Raw genomic sequence first — 18332 nt, 5'->3', positions numbered from 1 at the left:
ATTCTGTTATTTCGGGATTTGCGAAAGTCGAAATACTTTGTCTGTCCTATAAGGCGAAGTTTTCTTTAGGCGGCGTCGTTGCCACGTTGGTTTTTTGCCTTTTCGATTACATCGCAAAGGTCAGATTGTAACCAGCGCGCTAAGGAACCAATCTTTAAAGGCTTTGGTACCGAGCCATCAGCGACCCGCCGCCAAAGTGTTGAAACGCTTATATTAAGTAGTTTTGCACTCTCACGTACTGTGAGGAGTGGTCCGTTTGGAATCATGGAATCCCCTTTATATTAAATGATAGAATCACTGTTTATTAACTATATATAAATAGCAATTCGTAGCAAACTTTTCCAGCAAAAAAAACAATATCTTGTGATTTTTTATCAAGAGAAGCAATAATTTGTGATTGTATTATCCGTTATGGATAAAATAAGGAAAATGGAGACATAGAGCTATCCACAACTTTTATTGTTTTGATCAGTAACATAAGAAGCCCATCTATCCATAAAAATACGACGCTGTTCTAAATAGTCTGTGCGACGATAGGCACGCTCCACTTTTCCCCCAACCGTATGACCTAGAATGGTTTCAGCGACCTCATAAGGGGCATTGGTTGTTTCTGCGAGCCAATCACGTAAACTAGAGCGAAAACCATGCGGACAGGCTTCAAGTCCTGTTTTTTTCATGTATTGTAACATGCTGTTCTGTGCAAGGGGACCACGACCGGTTGCAGAAAAAAGAAACCCATTACGAGATAAAAGGCGTGCTTGTTTAATCACTTTTAGTGCTTCTGATGATAAAGGAACGCGGAATTCTTCTGTAGCATCGCGTCGTCCTTTCATACTTTCAGCAGGAATGGTCCATATATCCCCATCAATCTGATCTTTATGCATATAGCGCAAAGGACGTGTACGAACGCCTGTAAGAATAAGCAAACGCAAAGCCAGTTGTGTCATTGTTGTTGTTTTGCAGAGTGACTGATAAAAGGCAGGAACATCTTTCCAGTCCATTGCTGGTAAATTTTGTGCTTTATGGCGTTGTTTCCCTAAGAGAGCCCGTGCTTTTATCGTTGCTTGTAAATCAACATCCAGCCCCAAAGCAGCAGCATGTTTGAGACAAATATTAAGACGATTTATTGCTTTCTCTGCGGTTGCAGCTTTTGCATGCCAAATGGGAGCAAGAACATTGCGTATCTCTGTTTGTGTAATTTCTGAAATAGGAATACAGCCTAATTTGGGGAGAATATAAAGTTGTAAAGGTAGAAACCAATTCCCAGCCTTGCCATCTCCTTTTAATTCAGCTTTACGACTTTCAAAAGCATCTAAGGCAATGTCTTTTAGGTAATGGAGATTACTTATTGCCTCACGCTTTTGTTTCTCACGTTCTTTAATGGGATCACGCCCCTCATGCAAAACAGAACGCCATTGATTTGCTAATTCACGGGCTTTTTTTAAAGAAACATTTCGCAACGCACCCAAGCCCATTTCGCGGCGCCGACCATGAATGGTATAACGATAAAGCCATTGAGCACCACCATCTTTACGCTTATGGAGAAGCAAGCCGGCACCATCATTATATTTGCCAGCCCCCAATGTTGCGACAGCCCTTGCATTAAGACGATTCATAAGAACCATTTTTACTCCTTTCTTGTACAATTTTTACCCACACACCAGCCCCGCTTTTGACGTGCAAGCAAGTGATATTAATTGATTCAATCTGAGAGGGTTTGTGATGAGAAAATCTTACTATATTCGGAGTTATGATTCAAGTTGAAAAAGGATGATTTATTATTATAAATCAATGTGTTGCCAGACCCCGGAATACCAATGCGAGGGCGCTCGCAACCGGTGGGGACATCAAGTGAAAGCCAAAAATCTACATTTTTACGATATTTCTTTAGGCAAAAAAATTCGCTTCAGAAGAAACGTCATGGGGTTTTCTCAAAAACAATTAGGAAGTCATTTAGGCGTAACATTCCAACAAATCCAAAAGTATGAAAAAGGCTTAAATCGCGTAAGTGCAAGACGTTTACAGGAAATTGCTCATATATTAGATGTTCCCGTTTCCTTCTTTTATGCTGATGGCGCAAAAAAAGAAGAGAACCTCTATCATTGTGATGACAGAATAGCAAGCAAAGCAGAATATTTACTTTTAAAAAATTTCAGAATACTGACCCGCAAAAAACAAAGAGCAATTTTGCAGTTGATTTCTGATGAAAAAAATAACCCCTTATTTTCATAAGTTCATTGCAAAGATAATCAAAGTCCTTAATAATATTGACAAGAATTGTGACTGTCTCCCCACACTTCATGAGAATGAAAATGCTTAATCTAATCTGATTTGTAAATAATCCGAATTCTAACGAGTTTAACTTAGAAATAGTGCATTGATTTATAATGATAATCTAACGTTATTGATATTGAATAAGTGTTCCGAATATCGTAAAATTCTTTCATTTCAAACGTGTTCTATATTGAATCAATCAAAATCACTGTTGGCACATTACAAGCAAAGTTGGCGTGTGAGTAAAAACGTACAAAAAGGCATACCTCTTATTGAATCGTCTCACAAACCAAGAGCTGTAACGACATTGTGTGCTGAAAAAATGGATGATGGTGCTAACTTGCTCTTTTATTAAACGTAAATATGGGGGTGTTCAACGACTTTCCACTCATATGAGTTACTTAAAAAAGGCTCTCCAAACAAGCCTAAAAATATTCCCACACACTAAAAAAATACTTAAATATATTGAGAAAAATCAAAGATCTTATACCACCATACTCCAAATAATGATATTTTATAGCATAACAGGATTAAAGTAAAAATAAGAAATATAAATTAAAAATAGACACGAAAAACTATATTTATAACTTTCATAAGAATTTATCTATATATGGATACTTAAGTTTATCCTGTTGTGCCATAAATTCTATCATTTAAGGTATGAGGGCATGAAGCACGCATACCTCCTTAAAACATTCAAATGTTTTTTAGATACCCAATATCTTTTTAAATATTTTTAAGCCTGCTTGTTGAGCCTTTAGTTTAAGTAAAAAATGGGAAGCCACTAGAATCTAGCTGTTTACAGACTGTAATAGGAAGCTTCGCTTTTAAAGGCATAGGGAGAAAATCAAATAATTCAACAATTAACAGATAAAGTATAAAAAGATTCCACCAAAGCGATACGTAATACCATCTTTAAAAAATTCACAAAGTGAGAAGGTAAACAATTGACAGAAGATAAGAAATTCACTTAATTAAAGTGTTTTCTAAAGAGATAATAGCTTAGCGTAAAATATTCAATTTTTTCAATTCTGAAAGATTAAAAGAGACGTATCATTTGAAATAAAACAATTTATTGTGCTAACGATGATGATTGGTGTGCACAAAATTGAGTTGTTGAAAATCAAAAATATAATTTAATGATGTTCCTTGACCAACTCACTCTCTCCTGAGTATAGCACGGGGAATAAACGTGGAGAGACATGAGGAGTATATAGAAAATGAGTTATAAAGTTGCAATTGTCGGCGCAACCGGAAATGTTGGTCGTGAAATGCTTACAATTTTAGAAGAACGTGGTTTTCCTGCGCATGAAATTGTCCCTCTAGCATCACGACGCTCATTAGGACAAGAAGTTTCTTATGGAGATAAAACTTTAAAAGTAAAAGCACTGGATACTTACGATTTTTCTGACACAGATTTTTGTCTTATGTCTGCGGGAGGGAGCATTTCCAAAGAATACGCCCCTAAAATTGCTGCTGCCGGCTGTGTCGTCATCGATAATTCCTCCACGTGGCGCTATGATGCCAATGTTCCGTTGATAGTCCCTGAAGTCAATGGCGAAGCTATAAATGCCTTTTCTAAGCGTAATATTATAGCAAATCCTAATTGTTCAACAATTCAACTGGTCTTAGCTTTAAAACCTCTCCATGATGCTGCAATCATTAAACGTGTTGTTGTCTCTACATATCAGTCTGTTTCTGGAGCTGGTAAAGAAGGAATGGACGAACTTTTCGAACAATCACGTGCAGTTTTTGTTGCAGACCCAATTACATCAAAAAAATTCACTAAACGCATTGCCTTTAATGTCATTCCTCATATTGATGTTTTCATGGAAGATGGTTATACAAAAGAAGAATGGAAAATGACGGTTGAGACGAAGAAAATTCTCGATCCGAAAATTAAATTAACAGCCACTGCTGTTCGGGTCCCTGTCTTTATCGGTCATGCCGAAGCCGTCCATGTTGAATTTGAAAAACCACTAAGCGCATCTGAAGCACAAGCGCTCCTCCGCGATGCACCAGGCTGTCAGCTTATCGATAAACACGAAGATGGTGGTTATACCACACCTTATGAAGGTACCGGAGAAGATGATACCTTTATTAGCCGTGTTCGTGAAGATATCACCGTTGAAAATGGTTTAGCTTTCTGGGTTGTCGCCGATAATTTAAGAAAAGGAGCGGCATTGAATGCCGTTCAAATTGCTGAATTGCTCATTTCTCGTAATTTGATAAAGCCTAAGTCCGCAAATTAACGCCCTGTCCGAAAGGACAAAGAACCCCTAGCCGGTCTGTCAAAAGTCCGGCTTCTCTTCAGTATAACCTTCCCCAGCTGAAGGTTCATATCACCATCCTAAAGAACTGTAATCCAAGGTATTATCAAATTTTACTTTGAATATCCTTGAATGCCTCGCCACCTTAAGTTAAGCATTGCCGCCTTAATGACATTTTACGGTACAATAGGATCAGCAGCATGAAGCAAACAATGCTTATGCTGCTGATCCTTTTTGTCATTCCGGTTGTGAAATTAACTTTACCCTTATCGAGCAGGATAGGTCACGACACGGTAACGCGTTTCATTACGTTCAAAATTTTTGTAATTGACATTATCAGGAAAGGAGGGATTATAAGCACTCACGTGCTTTACAGAAACGCCTTGTGCTTTTTGCGACGGATTTAAAATTGTTCGTTCATCCCTTTTTTTAACACCTGTAGAATCGATAATCATATCTGTTCTGTATAGTTTTTGCATATTTTTCCGTGTTTTTTGAATCGCCGGAAGAGCTTTAAAGTCGGAAACAGCCTGTTTTACTTTTTCTTTTGGCGATTTTACCATGGATTTTGATTTTGCTGGCATCTTTTTAAAAGCAATGGTAGGAACATTGTTAACATTGACGTAACGTGCAGATGCCCAACCAACTTTTCCATGATAACCAAGAGAACACCAAGTTTTATTGGATAGGCAGCCATAAATTTGCACTTTTGCTCCCATTGGAACCATTGCGATAACTTTATAAGCTGTCGCAGGGCCTGTGCGTAAAGATACCTGACCTGATGCAACACGAGCAACTGTTCCTGTAATGGTTCCAGCTTGTGCGTGAAAAGCAGTCACAGCCACCCCTGACGCTCCTAAAGTCCATAAAGTCATCATTGTTGATAAAAATTTCTTTCTTAACATTATTTTTCTTCCTCTCTTAAAACGTATGAAGGGCAAAAATTCGCCTTTGCAAAAATTTGCCGCGTTTAAATCCAATGAACAGCAACCTTTATTCCCCCCCCCCCAAAAAACCACAACATTGCAACAAAATTTCTCTTTATCGCCTACACAAACACGGCCTTTTGATCTTGATTGCGCAGTATGTTCTTCATGAATTTACGGCTAAAGCATCATCTGATTGTCCGGTTCTTCAACCAATTGTCCCTTACAGAAGTTTTTAAAGGGGCATTGGTTCCCTCAACAAATGATTGCAATAAAAGAATTGATTGCCTAAATTTCAAAGATTTTCTGAGAATGAATGATGATCAGCCCCCAAAACAACTAAAATAGAAGGAAAAATAATACTCTTTAAAAAATAAAAGTGATTGAATATTCTCTAAAGCTTGTATAACTTTAAATCTGCCTAAAAAGATACAGAGTATATTGAAACTTCGCTCAAAAAATTTCTCGAAAAAGAAAGTTAAAAGCATATGACATTAAAATTTTTTTCTCGTAGTCGGATTATAGGATTATTCCTCTCTCTCTTTGCACTTTTTTTGTCTACTGCTTTTTCCATGGCCGCAGACAAAACAAAAATCAAACTTGGTATTATGGAAGGGCGGGATGCAATTATTTGGAAAACTGCTGCTGAACAGGCTAAAAAAGCCGGTTTAGATATTGAACTCGTTTATTTTTCTGATTATGCTTTGCCTAATGATGCTGTTAACGCAGGAGAGATCGATGCGAATGCTTTTCAGCACGCCCCTTATCTTAATGAACAAATGAAACAACGTGGCTATAAACTTTCAATTGTCGGCTATACATTTATTGCTCCAATTGGTGTTTATTCACACAAAATAAAAGACTTAAAAGATCTCCGTGATGGTGCACATGTTGGTATTCCGAACGACCCATCTAATGGTGGAAGAGCCTTACTTCTTCTCAATTCTTTAGGTCTCATTAAGTTAAAAGATCCTCATAATATTCTTGCATCTCCACTTGATATTATCGAAAATCCTAAAAACCTGCAAATTCGTGAGCTCGATGCCGGTATGTTAGGGCGAGCTATTGACGATTTTGATCTTGCAATTATAAACACAAACTGGGCTATTGTTTCCGGATTAAACTTCGAAAAAGATGTAGTCGCATGGGAGAGCGCAAAAAATAATCCTTATGATAATATCATCGTTGTACGCACAAGCGAAAAAGATGAGCCATGGGTTAAAAAATTAGTTGCCGCTTACAACAACGATCTTATCCGTGCAAAAATCAAAGAGATTTTTGGCAATACCGCCCAAACATCTTGGTAATTGTGCCAAATATCCGAGTAATTGTGAATGGAAAAACCTACTCTTATCTCCTTAAAAAACATCAGCCGTTGTTTTAACAAAACGGCTGGTGTTCCGGTAATTAATAATCTCTCTTTAAATATCCATGCTGGTGAAATCCTTGGCATTATTGGGCGCAGTGGAGCAGGAAAATCAACACTTATTCGCTGTTTAAATGGGTTAGAGAAGATTGATGCAGGGTCCATTTTTTTTGAAGGTGTTGATATTTCTAATCTATCAGAGATAGAATGGGCGCCTTACCGTCAACGAATTGGGATGATTTTTCAACATTTCAATCTTCTCTCATCGCAAAATATTCTTGATAACATTGCATTGCCACTTAAATTAAGTGGTGTAAGTAAAAAACAACGCCACAAACGTGCCCTTGAACTGATTGAATTGGTTGGGTTATCTGGGAAAGAATATTGCTATCCAGCACAATTGTCCGGGGGACAAAAACAACGCGTTGGCATTGCACGCGCTCTTGCTGCTAATCCTAAAATATTGTTATCAGATGAAGCCACCTCTGCTCTTGACCCTGAAACAACACAATCTATTCTAGAGCTCCTTGCTGATATTAATAAACACCTCAATCTCACGATTGTGCTCATCACCCATGAAATGGAAGTTGTGCGCACCATAGCGCATCGCGTTGTTGTTCTTAATCAGGGGAATATTGTAGAAGAAGGACGTGTGAAAGACATCTTTACATCACCGCAAGACGATACAACCATAGCTATGCTCAAGCTTGTAACCCCGCAACTTCCTGAAAAATTTGCGAAAAATCTCAAACCAATCGGACGAGAAGCTGTCATTGAAATTAATATTGCCGGTGAAATTGCCCAGCAGCCTTTTCTTCATCTTCTAGAAAATGAGAGTGGTTTAAAAGCACGTATTTTGCATGGTGGCATTGATACAGTTCAAGATGAAACCATCGGGAGACTCTTCTTGGCTCTTCCTGGAGAAGATAAAGAAGCTTTAGAAAAAGCTGTTCAATGGTTAACGAAAAAAGGACGATATTGTGAGGTCTTAGGCTATGTTTAATGTTCTGTCTCATGAACTTCCCCAAGCTGTTATTGATACAATATTGATGACACTTAGTGCTTCTGTTATGGCATTTATTATAGGGCTTCCCCTTGGTCTTCTTCTTCACACAACAGCACGCGGAGGGATTTTTTCCTCATCTCTCATCAATCGCCCTTTAAGCATGATCATTGACAGTATTCGTGCCATTCCCTTTATCATTCTTGCATTTTATCTTCTTCCCGTTACGCGTATCGTTGTAGGAAGAGGGATAGGAATGCCTGCTGTAATTTTTATACTGACCATTTCAGCTATCCCTTTTTATGCACGCATGGCGGAACTCTCTTTTAAAACCGTTGAAAACGGTCTCATTGAAGCGATCCGCTCGATGGGTGCAAGTCGTCTTCAAATTATCAGACATGTCCTTATTCCTGAAGCTCTCCCTAGCCTGATTACAGGTTTTACAGTCATGGTCATTTCTCTTATAGGAGCCACCTCACTTGCTGGATATCTTGGTGGAGGCGGTTTAGGGGATATGGCAATCCGCTATGGCTACCAACGCTACAATACCTTCATCATGACCATCGTCATCATCCTTTTGATCGTGCTTAATATTACAACCCAATGGACTTCTGATAAAATCGTACAAAAACTTGATAAAACAAAACATTAAAAGACTTAGAATTTCACATGCCAATACCATCATCCCCTTTGCCACTTTCCAAGTGCACCAACCCTTGCCTATCGAAAACACTCATAAGAGATTAGAAACTTTTTTCTTAAACAGTTTTTATCTCTCCCCATCCGTTTGTAACATGAAAGAAAATAGTTTTAATGGCTTTAATATAAAAGAATATAAAAGGGGATAAAATAAGAGATCTCACAGTATGTGAGACTCTCTTTAAATTAAGACATTGACCACAACCTCTCCAAACCGTAGATAACACATTGAATTTATAATGATAATATGGCGTTATTCATATTGAACGAGAACTCTGAATACCGTAAGATCCTCTCATTCCCAATTTGTTCCATATAGAATCAACCAAAACCTCTCGCTTGCACGTTACAAGCAGGAAGAGCCGTGTGAGTAAAAACATACAAGAAAGGAAGGCATGCCTCTTATGAATTATCTCAAGCGCCAAGACCTGTCTTAACATTGGCGGCTAGCATATAATATGATGGTGCCAGCTTTCTTCTTCACAAGCATAACGATAGGGGTGCTCAATGGCTTTATCGTTATACTATTCACAGGCGCCATTGCGAAATGGGCGTGACAAACGTTGAGAGATGTTGCTTTAAAATAAACCCGTGAATTGGCAACGCAAGTATATTCCATTTGAAGCGTTCTGTTTTACGTGATGGGTATGATCCCATTAAAGAACGCTATAAACAAAAGCGTGAAGCAATGCACTATCTACATTAAGAAACTCCTCTTCAAAACGATCTAGGAAAGATAGCAACCTGCTATGGCTATCAACGCTATGATAGCTCCACCATATCTATTATCCTATAGATTATTCTCAATATCATCATTGAAGAAACTTCTAATAGAATTGTATAAAAATTTTATAAAATAAAGCACTCAAATAATCTAGATATTGGAAGGCAATCTAGATATTGGAAGGTTTTTCTTCCACAACAGCAACAATAAGCCATTGAGCTGTAAGAGCTGGTTTTTTTAACTTTTCAATTTCCACCGTAACCCCATAATGGAAAACCACTCGACCAGAAGGACGAATTTCTGCGTCGTCTAACACAAAACGCGCACGTATCCGTACCCCTGTTTTCACAGGACTCATGAAGCGTACTTTATCGAAACCATAATTAATCCCCATTGTGCTCCCTTCCAACTCTGGAAGAGCTTCATAAGCGAGCGTAGACAAAAGCGATAATGTTAAAAAACCATGAGCAATCGTGCCGCCAAAAGGTGTCTTTTTAGCCTTTTCCTCATCAACGTGTATCCATTGATGATCATCTGTAGCACATGCAAACTGATTAATCATATCCTGTGTAACAAGACGCCACTCCGATAATCCCACTTCTTTCCCAATAAAACTGGTGACATCTTGTACTGTTATTTTTTGCTGCATAACGCTATTCCTATTTTATTTGATAAAAGAAACCACCCCTCTTGCTTTTATAAAATCCATTGATTAGAGCATCAAGAATAAAAGATTAATTGTCTTAAAAACAAATGCACCTTATGAATGAGAAAAGTTCTTTAACAGAATAGTTTTCAAATAGGAAAAAAGAATGGCAAGCAATGTGAACCTAACAGGTTTAGCGCATGATTTGAAACAACGTGCAGAAAACCATCCCCCCATCCGTATTGGACTGATTGGTTGTGGTGAAATGGGCACAGATTTATTATCAAGTATTGCGCATATGGATGGTATAACAGTCGCTGCTGTAGCCACGAGGACACCGTCACGTATTTTTGATGCCGCTACACTAGCCTATGGCGAAGATGGACATGTCTGTGAAGTTGAAAATACTTATGCTCTCACCCAAAGCATTGAAAAGGGTTTGATTGCAGCAACAGATGATATTAACCTTGTTTTGCGCCATGAACAAATTGATATTATCGTTGATGCAACAGGCTATCCCGAAGCAGGAGCAGAGATTGGTATCAAAGCGCTTGAGAATAACAAACATCTTGTCATGATGAATGTTGAAGCAGATGTTACAATTGGCGCTTATCTCAAACATGAAGCAGAAAAACGAGGGCTCATTTATACACTTGGTGCCGGCGATGAACCTACTTCTTGTATGGAACTCATAGAATTTGTTTCAGCCCTTGGACATAAGATTGTTGTAGCGGGTAAAGGAAAAAATAATCCTCTGCGCTTTGATGCTACACCTGACGCTTACGAAGAAGAAGCATTCCGGCGTAATATGAATGTGCGCATGTTGGTTGAATTTATTGATGGTTCCAAAACGATGGTTGAAATGGCAGCCATTGCCAATGCCACCGGACTTCTCCCCGATTGCCCAGGAATGCATGGACCACGAGCAGCGCTACAAGATTTAAACAAAGTGCTTATTCCAAAACAAGATGGAGGCATTTTACAACAATATGGTGTTGTAGATTATTCAATAGGTCAAGGTGTTTCACCTGGTGTCTTTGTCATTGCCGAAATAGCACACCCACGTTTACGCGAACGTATGGAAGATTTAAAAATTGGCCAGGGACCTTACTTCACCTTTCATCGCCCCTATCATTTAACAGCAATGGAAGTTCCCCTCACCTGCGCACGTATTATGCTTTATGGCAAAAAAGATATGGTCCCTCTTAGCCATCCCGTAGTAGAAGTCTGTGCTGTTGCTAAAAAAGATTTACATCCAGGTGATCAGCTAGACTTTATCGGTCTTTATACTTATCGTGCTTGGATAATGAACATCGCAGAAGCACGCGCTCACCACGCCATTCCTTGTGGTCTTTTAGAAAAAGCAACAGTAACAGCTGCAATTAAAAAAAACGAACTCATTACAGTACATAATACTGCTATTCGTGAAGATCAATGGATTGCACGTCTTCGTGCTAAACAAGACCTTTTACTTCATTGCCCTTCTTCCACTAAGCTATAAATACTCCTGAATTACCTTACTTAACAGTATCCTTCCCTTAGGCAACAGAATAACCCAGAATACACTTCTATCGCAAATACAGGTTTATGTTTTAATAAAAGCATTTTCCAACGATGCACATCACCACTTCCCTCTCACAATATGTCCCGTAAATGCGACAATATAAACCACTCCATGAGATGACATAAGATTCATTGTGTATCACTATCTTTACTCTATGAAGATACAAACCAGCACCATCATTTATTTTCCAATACTACAACAGTCCTTGAACCTTAGAGATAATTAATGAGAAGAATTTTTAGTCTTTTTTTAATAATTTTATCCATACACGAACGCAACTTGTTATACGTAAAAAATACTTCTGATGGATTTAACATAAACAAATTTAAAATGATAAATAATAATTTCTCATTTTTCTTATTGCATGAGAGCCATGGATATAGGGATATTTTTTATTTTATCCCCTTATGAAAGATAAAAAAATTTAAAAAGGATAAAATATACCTTTGATGAATAATCTTCATATGAGAAAAGGTAGACAATATTAAAAGACTGATAAAGATAGTAAGTATACTAGCCTTATTACTAGAAAATAATCATAAACTGTAAAAAAAAATCAGGTTACGCTAATTTGTAAAAAACAACATAAATGTAGGATCTTGAACTTTAATAATGTTAATAAAAGCTACATTTAGTATTAAGAGTAGTGATTTTATTATCTAGTATAGTATAAATAATAAAATATTTATTATTTAAAAATAATGAAGTGAACAAAAAAATCCTCGACTCTGTTGATGAGCTTCCTACTAAAGTGTACTAAATATTGCAAAAAGAGTTACAACAGTACCTAATACATCCCCAATACATAAAGAAGCAAGAAGTGATAAAATACTTATTCCCCCCCAAAAGGCTGAACCTGAAAAGGCAGCAGCTTTTTCAGGTTTCCCTAAAGCAATAACATCTTGTTCCTCAACGCCTTGAATAACAACTCTATCCACAGCTTTAATAGCTACATTTTTTTCTAGTGTAGGAATAGTAATTGCCATTCTCTCTTGAACTTTATTTTTTACAAAACTTGCATTTCCCTCTATAGTTTGTATAAAAAAAAGAATAAATAGTGTAAAAGTAAATGAACATACACGATTTTTAAATATTTTAAACATAGCTTTCTTTGCTCCTCTTTTTCTTCACTGAAAAAATGAAAGAATATTCACATATATAAAAACCAAAAGTTATATTTAATCATTTATATAATTGCACATAATAAAATATTATATGTAATTTTGTTATTATAATATAACACATTGTGTATTACATGTAAATATAAAAAACAATAAATGATAAAAATAATTTATTCCTTTTACGCCATAATAACTCAAGATACCAACAGTAATATTTTGTCATTTTTATTGCTATAATTAAAAATAATAATAATTTATTAAATTTCTTATTATAAGAAATATTACGAAACAAATTCATTTAAAAAATTATATAATAGAGATTTTATAAATAATTTAAAATGCAATTAATTTTAAAGAACTATAAAATTTAAAAATGCCAGTATAATGATATATGATTGTCTATTATTTCAATAAATATAAAAATGAAATAGCACTTAATGGATTTTTATTATATCACTCATCAGTAATATTGAAAAATAAAATTGGTATCAAATAAAAACTTGATCTAAAACAAATCTATCCTAATAAAACAAATTTAAATAGTGTACTATTTTTCTATAAAACAGGTATAAAGTGTAAAAAAACAATTAAGATCTCTATCTTCAAATGGAAGAGACGTTAATAAAATGATTCTCAACTTTTACTGATATATAAAAAAAAAATACTGCATAGCATCTTAAAAAAGGTAATTCAGCCCCCTTTATCCCATACAGCATAAAGAACACAAAATATTGACTTTCAAACCTAATAAAACAAACGCATAAAATAAGTAAATCTATCAGATTTACAAAAAAATTATAAGCAATACTAGAACACCAACAAACTACCTAAAACCAGATAAAAAGAGAGTCATGAAAAATGAGATGATCCCCAAAATACTGAAAAAACTTTCTTTCTTAATTTTCATAAAAGTTATTCCATATTTTTCGTCAATATTGTAGATCACAACCATATTTATATTTTAAGTAATTATATTTACTCTATATTAGTAACAAATAATTCTCTTTGAACGAAATTTTTAGCAATATTCACATAACTTTCTTCAATTTGTGCAAAATAAATAATAAAGAATTAATCAAATTCTTGAAAGAAAAGGAATAGAGAAACTTACTAAAAAATTGCATTTTTAAAATACCAACTTAAGTAAGCACATTGAAAAAATAACGCCATGAAAACTGATATTGAATGATAAATTCATCAACCGATCACTTTAATCGCAAAATATTAATCTATAATAATAATTTATTGTTTTGCATGTTGAATGAGAAAGCTGACGATTATAAAACTCTCTTAATTTTAACTCTGTTTATATTGAATCAATCAAAATTCTTCACTTGCAAATCACAAACGAGATCGGTGTGTGTGTAAACACACTTGAAGAAAGGAAAATATCACTTATGAGGTATCTTAACTATCAAGCGCTGTTAACACAGTATTGAAAACTAGCAAAGTGAATGATGGTGCCCCTTTTTACTTTAAAAGTGTAAAGATGCTGGAACACTATAGATTTTATATTATAAGGCTTTACCGTTATACCATTCACGGGCGCCGTTGCAAAATAGGCTTGGATACCTTGAGAAATGTTTCTTTAAAACAAAAGCGTCAATCTGCAACACAATGGCGTTCTGTTTATCATGTATCCAATGGTGTTTCTTGTATCCAACGGTGTTTCTTACTGAATCATCTTATAAACTGCTCTATGAGATTACAAATCCATCTTACGTGAATTCTTCCCTTTATATTTATTTTTTCTCATGAACACTAAAATCTGTTAAGACACTATCCAAAATAAAATCAATCAACAAACATTTCTATTCTTTTGTAATATACAGATAATTGAATAGAGTTCCTGATTGCAACAAAAGTCTGTACTATTGCAATAGTAGAAATACTTTGATCATCCTCGCTCCATAATAAAAGAATAATATGTAATTTACAGAAAAAATTACATATTTAATAAATAATGAAAAATAATTTTTTCATTATTTATTGTGAAGTATTTAATATATAATTATTAAAAATGATAATATACATCAGAAATAATTATAAAAGACAACTATCTTGAGAAAGATTGCCTAATATTACAGAAAAATTGCGGTGGCTTTGCTCAATAAAAGCTTCTCTATTTTTAACAAAGCTCTCATTTTTATGCATCCATATGTGATGTAAAAAGACGCCTATTTGCGTTTCTCTTATAGATAGATTAAATAGTGACAGCACCTTTGATCACTTTGTCTCTTTTGACTTCTCTTTTGGGCATTAATTTATGGTATCTAACCCACCTTTTCTCGCTCTTTTACCTTTGGGTGCACATGAATATCACGGAGAGCACCTTCCTTTCGAAACCGACTGGATTATTGCTGAAGCTTTTGCAAAAGCCCTCACTTTACAAACAAAAGAGCAGTTTCATATCGCACTTTTACCGGTTGAAAAGATTGGCTATTCTATAGAACATATGGATGTTACAGGCACGCAAACCCTTACCTTTTCTGATGCGATTAAGCGATGGATAAAGATTGGTGAAAACTGTTACCACAAAGGGATCAACCGTCTTCTTCTTCTCAATGCTCACGGAGGAAATTCACCTTTAATGAGCATTGTTATCACCGAATTACGAAAGCGCCTTTCCATGCTCGCTGTAGCAACAAGCTGGAGCCGTTTTGGTTTACCACAAGGTCTCATGGAGCCATCTCAACAACATCTTGATATCCATGGAGGCTTTATCGAAACCTCTCTCATGCTCTATTTAGCACCAGAAAAAGTCCATATGGAAAAGGCAGAAAATTTTCATAATAAACAAGCGGATATGATTGCCAATTATCGGTATTTACGCGCTTATGGTCCTCATGCCTTTGGTTGGACAATGAAAGATCTAAATACGCAAGGTGCGGCAGGAAATGCAAGCAAAGCAACACCACAAGCCGGTGAAGCAATCTTTTCTCATGTTCTGTCTCAGCTTCGTGATTTACTTGATGATATCAATCGATTTAACATAAACACATGGCAATAAAGAACAATAAAAGGTCTCTCCATGGAAACGATACCCCAAAAAAAACTTCCCGTTACGGTTCTCACAGGCTATCTTGGTGCTGGAAAAACCACCCTTCTCAACCGCATTCTCAGTGAAAATCATGGCAAACGTTATGCCGTCATTGTCAATGAATTTGGTGAAATTGGTATTGATAATGACCTGATTATTGAATCAGACGAAGAAATTTATGAAATGAATAATGGCTGTGTTTGCTGCACCGTACGTGGTGATCTCATTCGCATTTTAGAAAGCCTGATGCAACGTTCTCATCGATTTGATGCGATCATTATAGAAACGACAGGGCTTGCTGATCCCGTTCCCGTAGCACAGACCTTTTTCATGGATGATACTATCCATGAAAAAACAGCTCTCGACAGTGTCATAGCAGTCGTTGATGCAAAGCATTTTCCCTCTCAATTAAAAACAAGTCGTGAAGCTGAAGACCAAATTGCCTTCGCGGATATTATTCTTTTAAATAAGATTGATCTTGTCACCCAACAAGAACGCAGCCATGCTGAATCCCTTATTCTGGCCATTAATCCTCGCGCTATACTCTATACAACACAGCGCACCAATATCCCTCTTGAGACACTCCTTAATCGTGGTTTTTTTGATCTCCAACAGACTCTCGATCATGAACCTCATTTTCTCGATCACGAACATACACACCAACATGCCAACCATGTGTGCGGTCCCGATTGTCATCATGACCATCATCACGCATCCACCATTCATGATATTACCATCACTTCTGTAAGTTTAAAAACAGATGCTCTGCAACCAGAAAAGTTTTTCCCTTGGATCCAGCAGGTTACACAGCAACAAGGACCTGATATCTTGCGTCTTAAAGGCATTATCGCCTTTCAAGGAGACGATGATCGTTACGTCATTCAAGGGATACATATGCTTCTTGAAGGACAACATCAACGCCCATGGCGTGAAGATGAAAAACGAGAAAGCCGCCTTGTCTTTATAGGACGCTCTCTTGATGCTGAAAAATTAAAAACTGGTTTTGAAAATTGCGCATAAGTGAGTGATAATGCCAAACATTACCCATTATGATCTCAAAAGTTACTGCCTTTCCTGCGGTTTTATAGGCAATAAACCAGCCTTTGTTTCCGTAGAAGGTTTCATTGTTTTTTTTAATCCAACCCCACAAATCGTTGAAGTTCACCAAGGAATAATTTCAAGCCATTTTTCCCATGACAATACCGCGATCATCACCGGTGGAGAAGATGGAAAAGTCTGTCAAACAACCGTAGCAGATCACACGGAAGTGTTAAGCCAAAAAGAACGCAAATGGATAAACAACGTTGCTTTTGGTCCACAAAAAGCTTTTGCTTTTTCCTCCTCACGCCTCGCATTTGCGCATATTGGAAAAGAACGACAAGAGCTCACACATGAACGCAGTGTGGAAGGCCTTGCTTTTGCCCCAAAAGGTTTGCGACTTGCCGTTGCCCATTACAATGGTGTGACTCTTCATTGGTTATCAACGCAAATATCTCCCACCACATTAGTATGGAAAGGAGCTCATTGTGGTGTCACCTTTTCACCAGACAACCGCTATGTCATTTCCACCATGCAAGAAAACGCCTTACACGGTTGGCGTCTCACTGATAATCAACATTTACGGATGAGTGGCTACCCAAGCAAAGTTAAAAGCTGGTCTTGGAGCGCAAAAGGAAAATGGCTAGCAACATCAGGTGCCTCTGCCGCAATTGTTTGGCCCTTTCATACAAAAGATGGCCCCATGGGAAAAACACCTCTAGAACTAGGCACACGAGCAAATGCGCTTGTTAGCACCGTTTCATGCCACCCAAACAAAGAAATTGTAGCAATAGGCTTCAATGATGGAATGATTTTAGCGGCACAATTCCATGATGGAAAAGAAGTCCTTCTAAAAGGTTATGGGAAAAGTGCTATCTCAGCACTTAACTGGGATCAAGCAGGGCAAAACCTCTCCTTCGGTAGCGAAAATGGTGAATGTGGTATAATCAATATCACTGATTAAATTACACCAACAAACGCAATCATCGCCGATAAAAAATGCCCACACAATACTCCAGAAATCTTATCCCCTTGCATCTCCAGAGCTCTCAGAAATCCTATCTCCCTAATCTCCCCCCAAAAATCTCCTAAAATCTTCGTAATCATTAAATCTTCCCTCTTCCTTTTCTCCCCCCTTTAGACAAGAAAATACCTTAAACATGTTTTTTGACCTTTTAACATTGCTACCCCCATACAAGAATAAAAACATCACCCTCAAGACCGCCCCCCCCATCTCCTTATAAACATCTATATAGGCTACATACTTCCACAAAAGCATTTTTCTTAAAAATTTGGCAAAAAATAGCTGATATCATCATTAAAACAACGATTTATTCCTACGATCAGAAGAAGGGAATTCAACACTATTTTCCTAAATAAAAAATTTTTTGATTTCCCCCTCTAAAGAGCAAAGTTTCCTACGAGCAGCCTTCCACACTTTAGTTTCTTGCCTAGAAAATTCTATCTAATAATCATTTCATGGAGCTTCTATTACCGCCCTCTGTTCCGGTATCACCTTCTTCTACAGATTCTGTTGTTCTTCCTTCTGTCCCTGTTGAACCAAAGCCTTCTCAGTCCTCTGAACCTTTAGATCCTTCATCTAATCTCTCTATACCGCTTGATGTTCAGTCTAATCTCCAAATTAGAGCTGTTGTTCCACA

Annotated in this window: 16 protein-coding genes and 1 pseudogene; 11 read left to right on the top strand and 6 right to left on the bottom strand. The window is 36.7% G+C overall.

Annotation, left to right across the window (positions count from 1 at the left end; translation table 11 throughout):
- Positions 1-65 precede the first annotated feature (65 nt).
- Together ACFINW_RS06875 and ACFINW_RS06870 are read right to left on the bottom strand one after the other, a co-directional pair.
- Positions 66-266 carry an AlpA family transcriptional regulator gene (locus ACFINW_RS06875; RefSeq protein WP_015856773.1) on the bottom strand — a complete coding sequence of 67 codons (201 nt, stop codon included), beginning with the start codon at positions 264-266 and terminating at the stop codon, positions 66-68.
- A gap of 177 nt (positions 267-443) precedes the next feature.
- Positions 444-1625: a tyrosine-type recombinase/integrase gene (locus tag ACFINW_RS06870; RefSeq protein ID WP_375641019.1), complete on the bottom strand. Its 1182-nt coding sequence runs from the start codon at positions 1623-1625 to the stop codon at positions 444-446.
- A gap of 226 nt (positions 1626-1851) precedes the next feature.
- Here ACFINW_RS06870 and ACFINW_RS06865 point away from each other — a divergent pair, with 226 nt between their 5' ends.
- Together ACFINW_RS06865 and ACFINW_RS06860 are read left to right on the top strand one after the other, a co-directional pair.
- A complete protein-coding gene (locus tag ACFINW_RS06865; protein ID WP_375612292.1) occupies positions 1852-2232 on the top strand; it encodes a helix-turn-helix domain-containing protein in 381 nt (126 codons plus the stop codon).
- Between the two features lie 1262 nt (positions 2233-3494).
- Complete coding sequence (locus tag ACFINW_RS06860; RefSeq protein ID WP_375613639.1) at positions 3495-4526, top strand: aspartate-semialdehyde dehydrogenase; 1032 nt, start codon at positions 3495-3497, stop codon at positions 4524-4526.
- Positions 4527-4810: 284 nt separating this feature from the next.
- Here the strand turns inward: ACFINW_RS06860 and ACFINW_RS06855 are convergent, their stop codons facing one another.
- Complete coding sequence (locus tag ACFINW_RS06855; protein ID WP_375647323.1) at positions 4811-5449, bottom strand: SH3 domain-containing protein; 639 nt, start codon at positions 5447-5449, stop codon at positions 4811-4813.
- A gap of 509 nt (positions 5450-5958) precedes the next feature.
- Here ACFINW_RS06855 and ACFINW_RS06850 point away from each other — a divergent pair.
- The 4 genes and pseudogenes from ACFINW_RS06850 to ACFINW_RS06835 all read left to right on the top strand — a co-directional run.
- Complete coding sequence (locus ACFINW_RS06850; protein ID WP_375673980.1) at positions 5959-6777, top strand: MetQ/NlpA family ABC transporter substrate-binding protein; 819 nt, start codon at positions 5959-5961, stop codon at positions 6775-6777.
- Between the two features lie 27 nt (positions 6778-6804).
- The gene (locus ACFINW_RS06845) at positions 6805-7839 is read left to right on the top strand and encodes a methionine ABC transporter ATP-binding protein (RefSeq protein ID WP_375612288.1); all 1035 of its coding nucleotides are present in this window, start codon (positions 6805-6807) and stop codon (positions 7837-7839) included.
- A complete protein-coding gene (locus ACFINW_RS06840; protein ID WP_375609233.1) occupies positions 7832-8491 on the top strand; it encodes a methionine ABC transporter permease in 660 nt (219 codons plus the stop codon). The genes ACFINW_RS06845 and ACFINW_RS06840 overlap by 8 nt, the downstream gene beginning before the upstream one ends.
- Positions 8492-8942: 451 nt before the next feature.
- A pseudogene (locus ACFINW_RS06835) lies at positions 8943-9241 on the top strand (integrase); the annotation flags it as partial.
- 190 nt (positions 9242-9431) lie between these two features.
- Here ACFINW_RS06835 and ACFINW_RS06830 read toward each other — a convergent pair.
- Positions 9432-9911 (bottom strand): MaoC family dehydratase, encoded by a 480-nt coding sequence (locus tag ACFINW_RS06830; protein WP_375612287.1) that lies wholly within the window; start codon positions 9909-9911, stop codon positions 9432-9434.
- A gap of 163 nt (positions 9912-10074) precedes the next feature.
- Here ACFINW_RS06830 and ACFINW_RS06825 point away from each other — a divergent pair, with 163 nt between their 5' ends.
- Entirely contained in the window at positions 10075-11409 is a 1335-nt protein-coding gene (locus ACFINW_RS06825; RefSeq protein ID WP_375673979.1) for an NAD(P)H-dependent oxidoreductase, read from the top strand.
- A gap of 809 nt (positions 11410-12218) precedes the next feature.
- Here the strand turns inward: ACFINW_RS06825 and ACFINW_RS06820 are convergent.
- Positions 12219-12575 (bottom strand): hypothetical protein, encoded by a 357-nt coding sequence (locus ACFINW_RS06820; protein WP_375612285.1) that lies wholly within the window; start codon positions 12573-12575, stop codon positions 12219-12221.
- A gap of 2284 nt (positions 12576-14859) precedes the next feature.
- On the opposite strand from ACFINW_RS06820, the gene ACFINW_RS06815 reads away from it, so the two are divergent.
- The 3 genes from ACFINW_RS06815 to ACFINW_RS06805 are packed head-to-tail and all read left to right on the top strand — an operon-like array spanning position 14860 to position 17635.
- The gene (locus tag ACFINW_RS06815; protein WP_375621597.1) at positions 14860-15603 is read left to right on the top strand and encodes a creatininase family protein; all 744 of its coding nucleotides are present in this window, start codon (positions 14860-14862) and stop codon (positions 15601-15603) included.
- 21 nt (positions 15604-15624) lie between these two features.
- The gene (locus ACFINW_RS06810) at positions 15625-16653 is read left to right on the top strand and encodes a CobW family GTP-binding protein (RefSeq protein WP_375621596.1); all 1029 of its coding nucleotides are present in this window, start codon (positions 15625-15627) and stop codon (positions 16651-16653) included.
- Between the two features lie 10 nt (positions 16654-16663).
- Positions 16664-17635, top strand: a complete 972-nt coding sequence (locus tag ACFINW_RS06805) for a WD40 repeat domain-containing protein (RefSeq protein WP_375673978.1) — start codon at positions 16664-16666, stop codon at positions 17633-17635.
- Here the strand turns inward: ACFINW_RS06805 and ACFINW_RS06800 are convergent.
- Positions 17632-17778: a hypothetical protein gene (locus tag ACFINW_RS06800; protein ID WP_375621594.1), complete on the bottom strand. Its 147-nt coding sequence runs from the start codon at positions 17776-17778 to the stop codon at positions 17632-17634. The two genes, ACFINW_RS06805 and ACFINW_RS06800, sit on opposite strands and share 4 nt — an antisense overlap.
- A 372-nt stretch (positions 17779-18150) precedes the next feature.
- On the opposite strand from ACFINW_RS06800, the gene ACFINW_RS06795 reads away from it, so the two are divergent.
- The coding region (locus ACFINW_RS06795) for a hypothetical protein (RefSeq protein WP_375673977.1) at positions 18151-18332 on the top strand (182 nt) is incomplete at its 3' end.

Source organism: Bartonella sp. AA18HLJMS (assembly GCF_042197245.1).
GTDB lineage: Bacteria > Pseudomonadota > Alphaproteobacteria > Rhizobiales > Rhizobiaceae > Bartonella.
The sequence above is the reverse complement of the archived record's forward strand: the minus strand, read 5'-3'. Positions and strand labels throughout refer to the sequence as shown.

Bases quoted from the DNA above. Each gene is read 5' to 3' on its own strand.
- ACFINW_RS06875 (WP_015856773.1), bottom strand. From the start codon at position 266: ATGATTCCAAACGGACCACTCCTCACAGTACGTGAGAGTGCAAAACTA.
- ACFINW_RS06870 (WP_375641019.1), bottom strand. From the start codon at position 1,625: ATGGTTCTTATGAATCGTCTTAATGCAAGGGCTGTCGCAACATTGGGG.
- ACFINW_RS06860 (WP_375613639.1), top strand. From the start codon at position 3,495: ATGAGTTATAAAGTTGCAATTGTCGGCGCAACCGGAAATGTTGGTCGT.
- ACFINW_RS06855 (WP_375647323.1), bottom strand. From the start codon at position 5,449: ATGTTAAGAAAGAAATTTTTATCAACAATGATGACTTTATGGACTTTA.
- ACFINW_RS06850 (WP_375673980.1), top strand. From the start codon at position 5,959: ATGACATTAAAATTTTTTTCTCGTAGTCGGATTATAGGATTATTCCTC.
- ACFINW_RS06845 (WP_375612288.1), top strand. From the start codon at position 6,805: ATGGAAAAACCTACTCTTATCTCCTTAAAAAACATCAGCCGTTGTTTT.
- ACFINW_RS06840 (WP_375609233.1), top strand. From the start codon at position 7,832: ATGTTTAATGTTCTGTCTCATGAACTTCCCCAAGCTGTTATTGATACA.
- ACFINW_RS06830 (WP_375612287.1), bottom strand. From the start codon at position 9,911: ATGCAGCAAAAAATAACAGTACAAGATGTCACCAGTTTTATTGGGAAA.
- ACFINW_RS06825 (WP_375673979.1), top strand. From the start codon at position 10,075: ATGGCAAGCAATGTGAACCTAACAGGTTTAGCGCATGATTTGAAACAA.
- ACFINW_RS06820 (WP_375612285.1), bottom strand. From the start codon at position 12,575: ATGTTTAAAATATTTAAAAATCGTGTATGTTCATTTACTTTTACACTA.
- ACFINW_RS06815 (WP_375621597.1), top strand. From the start codon at position 14,860: ATGGTATCTAACCCACCTTTTCTCGCTCTTTTACCTTTGGGTGCACAT.
- ACFINW_RS06810 (WP_375621596.1), top strand. From the start codon at position 15,625: ATGGAAACGATACCCCAAAAAAAACTTCCCGTTACGGTTCTCACAGGC.
- ACFINW_RS06805 (WP_375673978.1), top strand. From the start codon at position 16,664: ATGCCAAACATTACCCATTATGATCTCAAAAGTTACTGCCTTTCCTGC.
- ACFINW_RS06800 (WP_375621594.1), bottom strand. From the start codon at position 17,778: ATGATTACGAAGATTTTAGGAGATTTTTGGGGGGAGATTAGGGAGATA.